12 protein-coding genes are annotated in these 14,401 nt (G+C 60.8%); 4 read left to right on the top strand and 8 right to left on the bottom strand.

Going from position 1 to position 14,401, the window contains the following annotated elements:
- Positions 1-8 precede the first annotated feature (8 nt).
- From fabI to KVO92_RS03765, 6 genes are read right to left on the bottom strand one after another with little or no spacing between them, the layout of a single operon-like run.
- Complete coding sequence (gene fabI / locus KVO92_RS03790) at positions 9-803, bottom strand: enoyl-ACP reductase FabI (RefSeq protein WP_217474345.1); 795 nt, start codon at positions 801-803, stop codon at positions 9-11.
- Positions 784-2,433, bottom strand: coding sequence for an ABC transporter ATP-binding protein (locus KVO92_RS03785; RefSeq protein ID WP_217474344.1), 1,650 nt, complete (start codon positions 2,431-2,433; stop codon positions 784-786). Before KVO92_RS03785 ends, fabI begins: the two co-directional genes overlap by 20 nt.
- A gap of 1 nt (position 2,434) precedes the next feature.
- On the bottom strand, positions 2,435-3,451 hold the full coding sequence (locus KVO92_RS03780) for an ABC transporter permease (RefSeq protein WP_217474343.1): 1,017 nt from the start codon (positions 3,449-3,451) through the stop codon (positions 2,435-2,437).
- 1 nt (position 3,452) lies between these two features.
- Positions 3,453-4,529, bottom strand: coding sequence for a microcin C ABC transporter permease YejB (locus KVO92_RS03775; RefSeq protein ID WP_217474342.1), 1,077 nt, complete (start codon positions 4,527-4,529; stop codon positions 3,453-3,455).
- Positions 4,530-6,410, bottom strand: a complete 1,881-nt coding sequence (locus KVO92_RS03770; protein ID WP_217474341.1) for an extracellular solute-binding protein — start codon at positions 6,408-6,410, stop codon at positions 4,530-4,532.
- Entirely contained in the window at positions 6,407-8,257 is a 1,851-nt protein-coding gene (locus KVO92_RS03765; protein WP_423836220.1) for an extracellular solute-binding protein, read from the bottom strand. The genes KVO92_RS03770 and KVO92_RS03765 overlap by 4 nt, the downstream gene beginning before the upstream one ends.
- A gap of 144 nt (positions 8,258-8,401) precedes the next feature.
- Here KVO92_RS03765 and KVO92_RS03760 point away from each other — a divergent pair, with 144 nt between their 5' ends.
- Positions 8,402-9,832 carry an HDOD domain-containing protein gene (locus tag KVO92_RS03760; RefSeq protein ID WP_217475419.1) on the top strand — a complete coding sequence of 477 codons (1,431 nt, stop codon included), beginning with the start codon at positions 8,402-8,404 and terminating at the stop codon, positions 9,830-9,832.
- A 9-nt stretch (positions 9,833-9,841) separates the two neighbouring features.
- On the opposite strand, the gene KVO92_RS03755 is transcribed toward KVO92_RS03760, so the two are convergent.
- Both KVO92_RS03755 and gloB read right to left on the bottom strand, forming a co-directional pair.
- Complete coding sequence (locus KVO92_RS03755; protein WP_217474340.1) at positions 9,842-11,389, bottom strand: lytic transglycosylase domain-containing protein; 1,548 nt, start codon at positions 11,387-11,389, stop codon at positions 9,842-9,844.
- Between the two features lie 100 nt (positions 11,390-11,489).
- Positions 11,490-12,269, bottom strand: a complete 780-nt coding sequence (gene gloB / locus KVO92_RS03750; RefSeq protein WP_217474339.1) for a hydroxyacylglutathione hydrolase — start codon at positions 12,267-12,269, stop codon at positions 11,490-11,492.
- Between the two features lie 113 nt (positions 12,270-12,382).
- Here gloB and KVO92_RS03745 point away from each other — a divergent pair, with 113 nt between their 5' ends.
- From KVO92_RS03745 to dnaQ, 3 genes are read left to right on the top strand one after another with little or no spacing between them, the layout of a single operon-like run.
- Positions 12,383-13,138 (top strand): class I SAM-dependent methyltransferase, encoded by a 756-nt coding sequence (locus KVO92_RS03745; protein ID WP_217474338.1) that lies wholly within the window; start codon positions 12,383-12,385, stop codon positions 13,136-13,138.
- Positions 13,139-13,156: 18 nt separating this feature from the next.
- Positions 13,157-13,609 (top strand): ribonuclease HI, encoded by a 453-nt coding sequence (gene rnhA / locus KVO92_RS03740; protein ID WP_217474337.1) that lies wholly within the window; start codon positions 13,157-13,159, stop codon positions 13,607-13,609.
- 12 nt (positions 13,610-13,621) lie between these two features.
- The gene (gene dnaQ / locus KVO92_RS03735) at positions 13,622-14,383 is read left to right on the top strand and encodes a DNA polymerase III subunit epsilon (protein ID WP_217474336.1); all 762 of its coding nucleotides are present in this window, start codon (positions 13,622-13,624) and stop codon (positions 14,381-14,383) included.
- Positions 14,384-14,401: the final 18 nt, after the last annotated feature.

Below are 14,401 nucleotides of genomic sequence, written 5' to 3'. Positions count from 1 at the left end.
CTGATCAGTCAGTCTTCCATCGCGCCCATTGCGGTGGTGTTGAAGCCGCCGTCAACGTAGAGGATCTCACCGCTGATACCCGAAGCCAGATCCGAGCAGAGGAACGCACCGGCATTGCCGACTTCTTCGATGGTGACGTTACGGCGCAGCGGGGTCTGCTTTTCGTTGGCTGCCAGCATTTTGCGGAAGCTCTTGATGCCGGACGCCGCCAGGGTGCGGATAGGGCCGGCGGATACCGCATTGACACGCGTGCCTTCCGGGCCGAGGCTGCCTGCAAGGTAGCGGACGCCGGCTTCAAGACTGGCTTTGGCCATGCCCATGACGTTGTAGTTCGGCATGGTGCGCTCGGCTCCGAGGTAGGAGAGCGTCAGGATGCTGCCGTTACGGCCTTTCATCATCGGTCGGCCAGCCTTGGCCAGCGCCACCAGGCTATAGGCACTGATGTCATGGGCAATGCGGAAGCCTTCGCGGGTGGTGACGTCGGTGAAATCGCCATCCAGCTGGTCGCCCGGCGCGAAGCCTACCGAGTGAACGATCCCGTCCAGGCCATCCCACTTCTTACCCAGCTCTTCGAACACTTTGTTGATTTCATCATCGCTGGCCACGTCGCACGGGAAGCACAACTCCGGGCCCGAACCCCAGCTCGCTGCGAACTCTTCGACACGGCCCTTGAGCTTCTCGTTCTGATAGGTGAAAGCCAGCTCGGCACCCTCACGGTGCATGGCCGCGGCGATGCCGGAGGCTATCGACAGTTTGCTGGCGACGCCAACGATCAATACGCGCTTACCGGTAAGAAAACCCATGTGCTTGTCCCTCTTCTGGTTGTTCATCAGTTGTTGGAACCATAAAGGCCGACTCCAGCAACTGCTGTGTGTACGGATGTTGTGGGGCGGCGAAGATGGTCTCCGCGAGCCCTTGTTCAACGACCTGGCCTTGCTTGATCACCATCATCTGATGGCTCAGCGCCCGTACCACCGCCAAGTCATGGCTGATGAACAGGTAGGTCAGGTTGTACTTGGCCTGTAAGGAGCGTAGTAGCTCCACTACTTGCCGCTGCACGGTTCGATCCAGTGCCGAGGTGGGTTCATCGAGCAGGATCAGCTCCGGCTTTAGAACCAGCGCCCTGGCGATGGCTATCCGCTGGCGTTGCCCACCGGAAAACTCATGTGGGTAACGGTGACGGCTTTCGGGGTCGAGTCCTACCTCGGCCAGCGCATCGATGATCGCCTGCGCTTGTTCCTCCTCCGTTCCCATACCGTGGATGCTGAGCCCCTCTCCGACGATCTGGCCGACCGACATGCGAGGGCTGAGGCTTCCAAAAGGATCTTGAAACACCACCTGCATCTGGCGCCGCAATGGCCGTACCGCCCGCTGCGACATATTCTCCAGGGTCTGGTCACGAAAGCGGATCTCTCCGCTGCTGGACAGCAGCCGCAAAATCGCCAGTCCCAGCGTCGATTTACCCGATCCGCTCTCTCCGACGATGCCCAGGGTCTGACCCCTCGGCAGGTCGAAGGTAACGCCATCGACCGCCTTGATGTGATCGACGGTGTGCCTGAACAGCCCTTTCTTGATCGGGAACCAGACCCGCAGATCCTTCACCTTGAGCAGCGTTGGCGAGGTTTGCTCCACCGGCAAAGGTCGACCGCTCGGTTCCGCTGCGAGCAGCTCCCGTGTATACGGATGCTGCGGTGATCGGAACAATTCGTTGCAAGGTGCTTGTTCGACGACGCGACCGCTCTGCATGACACATACCTGATGCGCAATTCGCCGAACGAGGTTGAGGTCGTGGCTGATCAGCAGCAAGGCCATGCCCAGGCGGGCCTGCAGTTCCTTGAGCAGTTCGAGTATTTTCAACTGTACCGTGACGTCGAGGGCTGTGGTCGGCTCGTCGGCGATGAGCAGTTCCGGTTCATTGGCCAGCGCCATGGCGATCACTACGCGTTGGCGTTGACCGCCCGAGAGCTCATGGGGGTACGCTCGAATGCGCTTGGCGGGCTCGGGGATGCCGACCAGTTCGAGTAGCTCCAGCGTGCGAGCGGTCGCGGCTTTGCCGTTGAGCCCCTTGTGAATCTGCAGCACTTCGTTGATCTGCTTACCGATCGTATGCAGCGGGTTAAGCGACGTCATGGGTTCCTGGAAGACCATGGCGATCCGATTGCCCCGTATGCCACGCATGCGCTTCTCGCTCGCCTTGAGCAAGTCCTCGCCGGCGTAGAGGATCTCACCGGCGGGGTGTTGCGCGAGCGGGTAGGGCAGCAGGCGCAAGATCGAGTGAGCGGTGACCGATTTGCCGGAGCCGCTTTCGCCGACCAGGGCAAGGGTCTCGCCTTTGCGAATATCGAAGCTGACGCCCTCGACGACCCGCTTTGCCTGGCCGCCGGTAACGAACTCGACGGCCAGGTCGCGTACTTCTATCAGGTTCTCAGCCATGCTATTTCCTTGGGTCGAAGGCGTCGCGGGCAGCCTCGCCGATGAACACCAGCAACGTCAGCATGATGGCCAGCACCATAAAGGCACTGATGCCAAGCCATGGTGCCTGTAGATTTGATTTGCCTTGGGCCACGAGCTCGCCCAGCGAGGGGGCGCCAGGCGGAAGGCCGAAGCCCAGGAAATCCAATGCGGTAAGCGTGCCGATCGCCCCGGTGAGGATGAACGGTATGAAGGTCATGGTCGAAACCATCGCATTGGGCAGGATGTGGCGGAACATGATCGCGCCATTGCGCATGCCCAGCGCTCGTGCTGCACGCACATATTCGAGGTTGCGACCGCGCAGAAACTCGGCGCGAACGACATCGACCAGGCTCATCCAGGAAAACAGCAGCATGATGCCAAGCAACCACCAGAAATTGGGCTGAACGAAACTGGCAAGAATGATCAGCAGGTAAAGCACCGGTAACCCCGACCAGATTTCCAGCACCCGCTGGCCCACCAGATCGACCCAACCGCCATAAAAGCCCTGGAGCGCGCCGGCAACGACGCCGATGACGGAGCTGATCAAGGTGAGCGTCAGCGCAAACAGTACCGAGATGCGGAAGCCATAGATGATCCGTGCGAGCACATCCCTTCCCTGGTCATCGGTGCCCAGCCAGTTGGTCCAGGAGGGCGGGGCAGGCGCGGGAACCTGTAAGTCGTAATTGATGCTCGAATGGTGAAACGGGATCGGCGGCCAGATCATCCAGCCATCCTTCTTTTTGATCAGCTCCTGGATATAAGGCCCTTTATAGTCGGCCTGGAGCGGAAACTCCCCGCCGAACACGGTCTCTGGATAGCGCTTGAACACCGGGAAGTACCAGCCGCCATCGAAACGCACCACGATCGGCTTGTCGTTTGCGATCAGCTCTGCACCCAGGCTGAGGATGAACAAGGCAAGAAAGATCCATAGCGACCACCAGCCACGCTTGTGGGCCTTGAACAGGGCGAAACGGCGCTGATTGAGCGGCGACAGCATCTCAGGCCTCCCTGCTTTCGAAGTCGATTCGCGGATCGACGAGGGTGTAGGTCAGGTCGCCGATCAGCTTGACCACCAGGCCAAGGAGCGTGAACAGGAAGAGCGTGCCGAACACGACAGGGTAGTCTCGGTTGACCGCCGCTTCGAAGCTGAGCAAGCCGAGGCCATCCAGCGAGAAGATCACCTCGATTACCAGTGAGCCGGTAAAGAACATCCCAATGAATGCCGACGGAAATCCGGCAATGATGATCAGCATGGCATTACGAAATACGTGACCGTAGAGCACTCGATTCTTGCTCAGCCCTTTTGCCCGCGCCGTGATGACGTACTGCTTGCTGATCTCGTCGAGAAAGCTGTTCTTCGTCAACAGCGTCAGCGTCGCGAAGTTGCCGATCACTAGCGCCGTGATCGGCAGCGCCAGGTGCCAGAAATAATCGATTATCTTGCCACCCAAGGTCAGCTCGTCGAAATTGGCAGAGGTCAGCCCTCGCAGCGGGAACCAGTTCCAGTAGCTGCCGCCGGCAAACAGCACGATCAACAGGATGGCGAAGAGGAACGCCGGTATCGCATAACCGACGATGATCGCCGAACTGGTCCAGACATCGAATGCGCTGCCATGACGATTGGCCTTGGCGATGCCCAATGGAATCGAGGCCAGGTACATGATCAGCGTGCTCCATAGCCCCAGCGAGATGGATACAGGCATCTTTTCGATAATGAGGTCAGTGACCGACGCGTCACGGAAGAAGCTTTCGCCGAAATCCAGCCGCAGATAGTTGCTGAGCATGATCCAGAAGCGCTCGGGTGCTGGCTTGTCAAAGCCATACAGCCGTTCGATTTCCGCGATCAGGTCGGGGTCGAGGCCCTGCGCGCCTCGGTAGCTGTTGGAGCCGGTGGCAACTTCCGACCCGCCGCCGGCGATGCGGCTGGTGGCGCCGGCTTCGAAGCCTTCCAGTTTAGCGATCGCCTGTTCGACCGGGCCGCCAGGCGCCGCCTGAATGATGATGAAGTTGATCAGCAGGATGCCAAATAGCGTCGGGATGATCAGCAGCAGTCGTCGGAAAATATAGGCGAGCATTTAACGCGTCGCCTCCGAGCTATCGTTCTCGGGGGCTGCAGGCGCGTCCGGATGCTCGGCGATGGGCTCTGGCGTCGGCTTTTTCACGTCCGGCTTCTTCCACCAGGTCATCAGGCCAATATCGTAGGCGGGCGTTGTCTCCGGGTGCGCCAGGTGATTCCAGTAGGCGACACGCCAGGTCTTGATGTGCCAATTAGGAATGACGTAGTGCCCCCAGAGCAGGACCCGGTCGAGGGCGCGGGTACGGGTGATCAGTTCGTCGCGTGAATCGGCGGCGATGAGTTTCTCCACCAGGGTATCGATGGCGGGATCCTTGAGGCCGATGAAGTTTCGGCTTCCGGGATTGTCGGCACTCGATGAGTGCCAGTATTCCCGTTGTTCATTGCCCGGCGAACTGGACTGGCCGAACCCGCTGACGATCATGTCGTAGTCGCGTGAGCGAAGCCGGTTGATGTACTGCGAGACATCGACGCGACGTATCTCGAGATCGATGCCCAGACCGGCAAGGTTGCGCTTGTAGGGCAACAGGACGCGCTCGAAGTCGGCCTGAAGCAGCAGAAACTCGAACTTTACCGGCTTGCCGTCAGCGTCGACCATGCGATCGTTTTCGATCTTCCATCCTGCTTCGGTGAGCAGTTCGTAGGCCCGGCGTTGTTGCTCGCGAATCCTCCCGTCGCCTTTGGTGTGGGGGAGTTCGAACGGCTTTTCGAATACCTCGTCGGGAATTTTGCCACGCAGGGGTTCGAGCAGATTCAGCTCGTCCTCGCTGGGCAGGCCGGAGGAGGCCAGTTCGGAGTTGTCGAAGTAGCTGACGGTGCGGGTGTAAGCACCGTTGAACAGTTGCCGATTGGTCCATTCGAAATCAAACAGTAGTGCCAAGGCTTCGCGCACCCTGCGGTCCCGCAAATGCTTTTTACGGGTGTTGAAAACAAAGCCCTGCATGCCTTGCGGATTCAGGTTGGCAATTTCTTCCTTGATGATGCGCCCATCCCTGACCGCAGCGATGTCGTAGGCGCTGGCCCAGTTCTTCGCGCTGCTTTCCAGCCAGTAGTCGAACTGCCCGGCCTTGAACGCTTGCAGGGCTACCGTGCTGTCACGGAAGTAGTCGAAATGTACGTGGTCGAAATTGTAGAAGCCTCGGTTGACGGCTAGGTCCTTACCCCAGTAGTCCTCGACTCGGGCATATTGCACCGAGCGGCCTGGCTCGACCCGCTCGATGCGATACGGTCCACTCCCTAGCGGAGGCTCCATACTGCCGGCGCTGAAATCGCGGTCCGCCCACCAATGCTTTGGCAGCACTTGTAGTTGACCCAGAATCAGCGGTAGCTCCCGATTGCCGGCGTGCTTGAAGTCGAAGCGCACCTGGCGAGGCCCCTCGACGACAGCCTTTTCAACGTCCGCGTAGTACCCTCGATAGTGCGGGGCGCCTTTTGCCAGCAAGGTTTCGAAGGTGAAGACCACATCCTCGGCGGTAACGGGTTCGCCATCGTGGAAACGTGCCTCGGGGCGTAGGTAGAAGCGAACCCACTGATTGTTAGGCCCTTTCTCGATGCGTTCGGCCAGCAGCCCGTAAACCGTGAAGGGCTCGTCCAGGCTTTGGGCTGTCAGGGTGTCATAGATGAGGCCGATATCGTCGGCGGCGACACCCTTGTTGATGAAGGGGTTGAGCGAATCGAAGCTGCCGGAGCCGGCTTGGCGCAAGGTGCCGCCTTTTGGGGCTTGCGGGTTGGCATAGTCGAAATGAGTGAAGTTCGCCGGGTACTTGGGCTTCTCGTCGTACAGCGTCAACGCGTGTTGCGTCGCTGCTTCGGCCGTGCCCGAAAGACACAGGATGACGAAGGCAGCGGCGTGCAGCAGCGGCAGTCGTGCGAATACTGTCATTGAGTCTTCTCCAAGTCTTTCAACCACCAGGCGCGTAACCCCAGCGTATATGGCGGAGTGGTCACGTGCGCGAACCGATTACGGTACGCCAGGCGGTGGTAACCGATGTACCAGTTGGGAATGGTGTAGTGATTCCAGAGCAAGACGCGGTCGATGGCGCGCGCTGCGGCAATCTGCTCTTCACGGGTGCTGGCCGCAAGCAATTTCTCCAGCAGTTGGTCGACCACCGGATTGGCGATGCCCGCATAGTTGCGGCCGCCCTTGATGCTGGTCTGGCTCGAATGGAAATACAGCCACTGCTCCAATCCCGGGCTCAGGCTCTGGGCTAGTGTCGTCAGGATCATGTCGTAGTCATACCGATCCAGGCGCTGTTTATACTGCGCGCTATCTACGGTGCGCAGGCGGGCCTGGATGCCCACCCGGGCGAGACTTTCAACATAGGGTTGCAGGATGCGCTCAAGCCCTGGATTGACCAGCAGGATCTCGAACTGGAACGGGCGGCCGGCCTTGTCGCGCAAACCATCGGCTTTCAGTTTCCAGCCCGCTTGTTCGAACAATCCCAGCGCCTTGCGTAGCGTGCGGCGTGGGATGCCGCGCCCGTTGGTTTTCGGTAGCTGAAACGGCTCGCTGAATAGCTCGGCCGGCAGTTGCTCGCGGAACGGCGACAGCAGCAGCCATTCGCCGCCTTCGGGCGTGCCGGTCGCGGCGAAATCGCTGTTGGGATAGTAGCTTTCGCTACGCTGATAGGCGCCATAGAACAGGGCCCGGTTGGTCCATTCGAAATCGAACAGCATCCCCAACGCTTGACGAACACGCTGGTCGGCGAAGGCCGTGCGCCGCGTATTCATGAACAGCGCCTGCGTTTGGGTGGGGATCTGGTGAGGTATTTCGGCACGGATCACATCGCCGCGCAGCACGGCAGGGAACTGATAGCCGTTGGCCCAGTTCTTCGCCTGGTGCTCTATATAGAAGTCGAATTCGCCGACTTTGAACGCTTCGAAGGCCACCGTGGTGTCGCGGTAGAACTCGACGTCGACGCGGTTGAAGTTGTACTTGCCACGGTTGACCGCAAGATCCGCTCCCCACCAGTTTTTGACCCGTTCGAAGGTCAAGCGGCGCCCGGGCTGAACCTCGCTGATGCGGTAGGGCCCGCTGCCCAATGGTGGCTCGAAGGTCGTCGCGCGAAAATCGCGGTCTTTCCAGTAGTGTTGCGGCAGGACGGGCAGCTCACCCAGGCGCATGATCAGCAACGGTTGGCCGGGTTTGTCGAAGACGAAACGAATGCGGTGCCGGTTGAGGATGTCGACCCGTTCGACACCCTTGAGGTCGGTGCGGTAGCGAGGATGGCCGTCTTTGACCAGCAGACGATATGAGAAGGCCACGTCGTAAGCGGTGATCGGATGGCCATCATGGAAGCGGGCCGAATCGCGCAGATTGAATACCACCCAGCTACGGTCTTCGTTGTATTCGACGCTCTCGGCAATCAGTCCGTAGGCCGAAGCAGGCTCGTCGCCTGATGGGTCATAGACTCCGGTGCCGACCATCAACGGCTCGTTCAGCTCACTGATGCCGTACTGCAGGAAACCCGGGGTCGCTGTCGGGCTGGTGCCCTTGAAAGTGTAGGGGTTGAGCGTGTCGAACGTTCCCGAGGCCATCAAGCGCGCGCGACCACCCTTGGGCGCATCGGGATTCACCCAGTCGAAGTGGGTGAAGTCCTGCGCATACTTGAGGGTGCCGAACTGCGCATAACCGTGGCTCTCGCTAATGGTCGCGAAGGACGGAGCGCTCAAGCTCAAGCAGGTCAACACTGTCAGGATGGGTCGCAGCAAATTGTGAATCCAATCCATGGCGCGCTTTAGGTCTTCTCGGCGGGGTACAGTAACAGCTTGTATCGGCTGGAAAAAGGCCGACTATCTGAGGCAAACTGCCTTTCCGATCCGCTGCTTGACCATTGTTTGAGGTCGCAAAATTTGAGTGATAGTTGCTATGGCCTGCAGGCGTGGATTGACCGCCTGAACCAGTCCGAGTTGCCCGCGTTGGCGGCTGTCGTGCAGGACCTGCAACGTCTCACGGAACAGGAACACGCGTCCGTTCAACAGTTGGCCGATGTTCTGCTGCGTGATGCCGCGCTCACATCGAAGGTCCTGCGGGTCGGCAATAGCAGCTATTACAACCCGTCGCAGGAAACCATCAAGACCATCTCTCGTGCCATCGTCATGATTGGCTTCGACAATGTGCGCCTGATCAGTTTGTCGGTCAGTCTGATCGACGGGCTGCTCGACAGGGCGCCGCGTCAGCAACTGCAGGAGCTGTTGGCGCGTTCGTTCCACGCGGCCGTGCAGGCGCGCAACATCGCGGGCTATGTACTGACCCGGCACGAAGAGGAAGTCTTCATTGCCGCGCTGTTGCACGAAGTGGGTGAACTGGCCTTCTGGGGTTGTGGCGGTGCGCAAGCCGATGAGCTGGGTGAGGCGTTGGCGACCAGCGGTACCGATTATGATCAGGCGGTCGAGCAGGTGCTCGGTACCAGTTTCCGTCAGCTGAATCTCGGTTTGATCAAAAGCTGGAACATTGGCGAGCTCGCCAGCTTTGCTCATGGCTCGGCCAATCTGCGCGACCCCGCTGTACGCTCGGTGAGCCTTGGGGTCCGTATCAGCACTGCGGCGCTTAACGGGTGGGGCTGCACGGAGATGGAGGGCTTGGTCAGGGAGCTGGCCGAGTTCAGCGGGATCTCCGAAGCCGACGCCATGCAGCAGATTCTGGCCAGCGCTGACGAGGCGGTCAACGTGGCGACCACGTTCGGCGCCAGCCGGCTGGGCAAGCTCATTCCCTCGACCGATCCCGAACAGGTCGAGTTGCAGCAGGCGCAGCGTCAGGCGATGCAGTTGCAGCCCGACCTGCTGGTGATGCAGCAGGCCATGCAGGACCTCGGGATGATGGCCGTCAGCCGTGGCGATGTCGGCCTGATTCTCGACGCGATGCTCAAAGGCCTGCATCAGGGGGCAGGTCTCGAGCGCGTCATGGTGACGGTGCTTGCCGACCAGCAACGCTCATTTCGTGCCAAGCGTGTGGTCGGCGAGCAGACCGAATCCTGGCTGGAGAGCTTCGTTCTGCCGGTTGATCCGACCGGCCAGGCGCATATCTTCAGCTATGTGCTGCGCCAGCGTCAGGCATTGTGGATGGGCGTTCCGGCGAGCTACAACCTCGAAGAACTGGTGACGCTGCCGCTTCGCCGGCAGCTGGGTAAAGGCATGTTCTTCGTTGCTCCGCTGATGGCCGGGACGCGGGAGATCGGAGTGCTGTATGCCGATAGTCGGCTATCCGGCCGGGCCCTGAAGCACGAGCAGTTCGTGGCTTTTCAGCGCTTTACCCAACTGGCCGGACGTTGCCTCGATGCCCTGGCAAACGGCCGGCGAGATTGAGCGATCCGGTCAGCGGGCGATATATAGCGTCAGGGTTTGCCCGGGCTTGAGCATTGCGCTATCGCGAGGATTCCAGGTTTTCAGGTTGTGAATCTGGACGTTGAACCGCCTGGCAATCTGGTAGAGCGAGTCACCCTTTTTGACCTTGTAATAGGTCGGGGCGGGCTTGGCCCGCCGATCGCTACCGGCGGCCTGCAGGAACAGCGCTTGGCCCACCTTCAGCGAGCTGCCGGAGAGGTTGTTCCAACGTTGCAGATCCCGGACGGATACCTTCTGTGCTTTGGCAATGTCCCAGAGGCTGTCACCCGGACGAACCCGGTAGCTGCGCGGGGCGGGCTGGCTCCTGGCGACGGCATGCAGCAATTCGCGGGAAGGGTTCGAGCCAGCCGACTGGGGAATACTGAGCACTTGCCCGATCTGTAGCTGGTCGTTTCGAAGTCGATTGATGTCCCGAATGATGCTGATCGAAAGCCCATGTCGATTGGCAATCGCACCCAGCGTATCGCCTGGCCGAACCTTGTATTGCTGCCAGTCGACCAGATCCTGGGGTTTCATCAGCGCCAGATTGGCCGCAAACATCTCGGCTTTCGCGCTCGGTACCAACAGATGCTGTGGGCCGTCCAGCGTGATGCGGCGCGTGAACGCCGGGTTCAACTGGTAGAGCTCATCTTCGTCGAGATCCGCCATCTTCGCGACACGAGCCAGATCCATACGCTGCTTGAGGGCTACGACTTCGAAGTAGGGCTCGTTGGCGATCGGGTCCAGCGCAAGGCCATAGGCTTCGGGGTCCTGGACCATCTGCGACAGGGCGAGCAGCTTGGGCACGTAATCGCGCGTCTCGCTGGGTAGCGACAGGTTCCAGTAATCGGTAGGCAGCCCGAGCTTCTGGTTGCGTTCGATTGCGCGGCTGACGGTTCCTTCGCCGGCGTTGTACGCCGCCAGCGCCAGTAGCCAGTCATCGTTGAACAGACCATGCAGGTAGTTCAGGTAGCGCAGCGCGGCAGTGGTGGAGGCAGTGATATCGCGTCTGCCGTCGTACCAGCTGGTCTGCTGCAGATTGAAATGCCGCCCGGTCGAAGGGATGAACTGCCATAGCCCGACAGCTTGGGCCGGCGAATAAGCAAAGGGATTGTAGGCGCTCTCGATGATCGGGAGCAGCGCCAGTTCGAGCGGCATGTTGCGCTCTTCCAGTTGCTCGACGATGTAATGGATGTAGGGGCTACCGCGCTCGCTGGCTACTTCGATGGACTTGGGGCGGCTGGAGAACAGTAGCCGCTGTTGTTCGATGCGTGGGTTGCTGTCGAGATGCTCCTGAAGCTGAAACCCGTGCCTGATGCGGTCCCAGACATCCGAATAGACCGGGCTGACAGGATCCTTCTCGTTCAGCCACAAGGTTTCCTGCGGCTGCACGGTCGCCGCCTTGGCCTCGCTGCCTGTCGGTGCGCGCGGAGCGGTGCTTTGGCAGCCCGTGATGGCGAGACAGATCGCCAGCGCCAGGGCCCGGCCGGAGGCTGCCAAGGCGTCCGGATGAGGGCAATTCGAGGAGTCAGACGGCATTGGCTGAAGGGGTCCCTGGCGCAAAATTCGAGGGAGTGTAGGAATGCCGTTCTGGTGGGTCAACCCGGCGCTGCGGTTTTTGAAGACGAGTCGACCTTCGTCAGAAGCTGTCTTTCCATGCGCGCAGTGCCGCAAACACGCGTTCCGGCGTGTCGAGCGGGCGCCCTGCATGTCGGCTAGCCGCCGCCACGACGGCGGGTTCGGCACTACGCAAGAAGGGATTGGTGGCCTGCTCCGTACGCAGATCAGAGGGCAGGGTGATGCGCTTCGCGTCTCGCAGCTCGGTGACCCGATCGAGGCGATCGGCGATGTCCGGGTTGTTCGGCTCGACCGCCTTGGCAAAGCGCAGGTTGCTCAGCGTGTACTCGTGCGTGCAGTAAATGCGAGTGCTCGCTGGTAACGCGGCCAGCCGCTGCAGGGAGCTGAACATCTGCGCGGCGGTACCTTCGAATAGACGGCCACAACCGGCTGCGAACAGCGTGTCGCCGCTCAAGAGCCACGGTTCTTGCGAGTCGTCGTGATAGTAGGCGATGTGGCCGAGGGTATGCCCAGGCACTTCGATGACCTCGAGCGTCTGGCCGAGCACCTGGATGCGCTGGCCAGCCACCAGCGCCTCGTCGCGGCCCGGGATTGACTCTGTTGCGGGGCCATAGACCTTCGCGCCGTGCCGATCCTTGAGCTGCAGCACACCGCCGACGTGATCGTGGTGGTGGTGAGTGATGAGAATATCGGTCAGACGCCAGTCGGGGTGGGCATCCAGCCAGGCCTGCACGGGGCCCGCCTCACCCGGATCCACCGCCACGCAGGCGCGTTGCTCAGGATCCTGAAGCAGCCAGATGTAGTTGTCGGTAAAGGCGGGGAGAGCTTCGATCTTCAACATGGGCACCGGTCGCCAAGTCAGCCTTAAAAGCGCATCCTAGCAGCCAGGCTGGAGAGAGTTGAACCGGCCGGTAGCTCCGGTCGGAGCGGTGAACCGATGAGCGGAGGCTTGCCATGAGTGAATCCAATACCAAGCCGGATGAGCGTTGGCTATCGCTGATGAACGAAACCAGCGCCTGGTTCGATAGCCCTGCGGGTCGGCAACTGCTCGATCAGGAGCGGCGCGTGATCGGTCAGGAGTTGTCGCGCTGTTTCGGCAGTTATCTGGTGCATTACGGCCCCTTTGCCAATGCCGCGATCGAGCCGCAGAAAATCAAGCGCAGTGTGCGGTTGGGGCCACCGCTTGCCGGTATCGAAATCGTGTGCGAAGAGCAGTCCTGGCCCATTGGCGAGCACGCCGCCGACGTCGTGGTGATCCAGCATGGGCTTGACTTCAGTCTCTCGCCTCACGCGCTGCTGCGCGAAGCCGCACGTAGCGTCCGGCCTGGCGGGCATCTGCTGATCGTCGGGGTCAATCCCTGGAGCGTATGGGGAGCGTCACGCCTGCTGACCCGTAGGGCGTTGCGTCACGCGCGATGCATCCGTCCCACCCGCGTCGGTGACTGGTTGAACCTGCTGGGATTCGCGCTGGAGAAACGCCGGTTCGGGTGCTATTGTCCGCCGCTTTCTTCGAGCCAGTGGCAGGCGCGATTGTCGCCGCTGGAAATCGCAGGCGAACGGATGAAGTTGCCGACCGGCGGTTTTTATCTGCTGGTGGCGCGCAAGTTGATGGTAGGCCTGCGCCCGCTCCGGCAAAGCCGCCGTGAACGCATGGGCCAACTCCTGCCCATGCCGGTAGCCAAGGTCAGCCGCCGCGATGCCGAACAGTAAGCAGGCAGATACTCCTTCATGAGTGACGAAACAGTCGAGATATATACCGATGGCGCCTGCAAGGGCAATCCGGGCCCCGGTGGCTGGGGCGCGCTTCTGGTCTACAAGGGCGTGGAGCGCGAGCTATGGGGCGGCGAAGCCGAGACGACCAACAACCGCATGGAGCTGATGGCGGCGATCCGGGCACTGGAGGAACTGAAGAGGCCCTGCCAGGTCAAGCTGGTCACCGACTCCCAGTACGTGATGCAGGGCATCAATGACTGGATGCCCAACTGGAAGAAGCGTGGCTGGAAGACGGCCGCCAAGCAGCCGGTCAAGAACGCCGATCTCTGGCGTCAGCTCGACGAGCAGGTCAATCGCCATCAGGTGAGCTGGCAGTGGGTGCGCGGTCATACCGGCCACCCGGGAAACGAACGCGCCGATATCCTGGCCAATCGCGGCGTAGTACAGGCCAAACGACAAACCGCTTGAGTGATATGAAATATGCGTAGCGTAGTGCTGGATACCGAAACCACTGGCATGCCGGTGACCGATGGCCACCGGATCATCGAGATCGGCTGTGTCGAAGTCATCGGGCGGCGCCTGACCGGCCGGCACTATCATGTGTACCTGCAGCCGGATCGGGAAGTCGACGAAGGCGCCATCGCGGTTCACGGCATCACCAATGAGTTTCTGACCGACAAGCCGCGGTTCAAGGATGTCGCCGACGAGTTCTTCGAGTTCATCAAGGGCGCGCAGCTGATCATCCATAACGCGGCGTTCGACGTCGGCTTCATCAATAACGAGTTCGCGTTGCTTGGCCAGCAAGATCGTGCCGAGCTGAGCGATCATTGCAGCATTCTCGATACCCTGTTGATGGCGCGCGAGCGCCATCCCGGCCAGCGCAACAGCCTCGACGCGTTGTGCAAGCGTTACGGCGTAGACAACTCGGGCCGTGACCTGCACGGCGCTCTGCTCGATGCGGAGATTCTCGCCGACGTCTACCTGACCATGACTGGTGGGCAGACCAATCTGTCCCTGGCCGGTGATGGTGCCGACTCCGAAAACGGTGGTCGCCAGCAGGCCACGCCGATTCGCCGGCTGCCGGCGGATCGACCCAGGACGCTGGTCATTCGTGCCGATGCTCAGGAGCTCGCTGCGCATGCGGCGCGCATGCAGGCTATCGAGAAGGCCGCAGGCGCGGCGCCACTCTGGGTGCAGCTGGAGCAACCGGCCGACATCGAGGCCCAAGCCCTGCCGGCTTGAGCGGGGCTGGCGGTAATC

The sequence above is a fragment of the Stutzerimonas stutzeri genome, from assembly GCF_019090095.1.
GTDB classification, from domain to species: domain Bacteria; phylum Pseudomonadota; class Gammaproteobacteria; order Pseudomonadales; family Pseudomonadaceae; genus Stutzerimonas; species Stutzerimonas stutzeri_AN.
This window is presented reverse-complemented; position numbering and strand designations above follow the sequence as displayed.

Coding starts and splice junctions, on each gene's coding strand:
- fabI (WP_217474345.1), bottom strand. CDS start 803: ATGGGTTTTCTTACCGGTAAGCGCGTATTGATCGTTGGCGTCGCCAGC.
- KVO92_RS03785 (WP_217474344.1), bottom strand. CDS start 2,433: ATGGCTGAGAACCTGATAGAAGTACGCGACCTGGCCGTCGAGTTCGTT.
- KVO92_RS03780 (WP_217474343.1), bottom strand. CDS start 3,451: ATGCTGTCGCCGCTCAATCAGCGCCGTTTCGCCCTGTTCAAGGCCCAC.
- KVO92_RS03775 (WP_217474342.1), bottom strand. CDS start 4,529: ATGCTCGCCTATATTTTCCGACGACTGCTGCTGATCATCCCGACGCTA.
- KVO92_RS03770 (WP_217474341.1), bottom strand. CDS start 6,410: ATGACAGTATTCGCACGACTGCCGCTGCTGCACGCCGCTGCCTTCGTC.
- KVO92_RS03765 (WP_423836220.1), bottom strand. CDS start 8,257: ATGGATTGGATTCACAATTTGCTGCGACCCATCCTGACAGTGTTGACC.
- KVO92_RS03755 (WP_217474340.1), bottom strand. CDS start 11,389: ATGCCGTCTGACTCCTCGAATTGCCCTCATCCGGACGCCTTGGCAGCC.
- gloB (WP_217474339.1), bottom strand. CDS start 12,269: ATGTTGAAGATCGAAGCTCTCCCCGCCTTTACCGACAACTACATCTGG.
- KVO92_RS03745 (WP_217474338.1), top strand. CDS start 12,383: ATGAGTGAATCCAATACCAAGCCGGATGAGCGTTGGCTATCGCTGATG.
- rnhA (WP_217474337.1), top strand. CDS start 13,157: ATGAGTGACGAAACAGTCGAGATATATACCGATGGCGCCTGCAAGGGC.
- dnaQ (WP_217474336.1), top strand. CDS start 13,622: ATGCGTAGCGTAGTGCTGGATACCGAAACCACTGGCATGCCGGTGACC.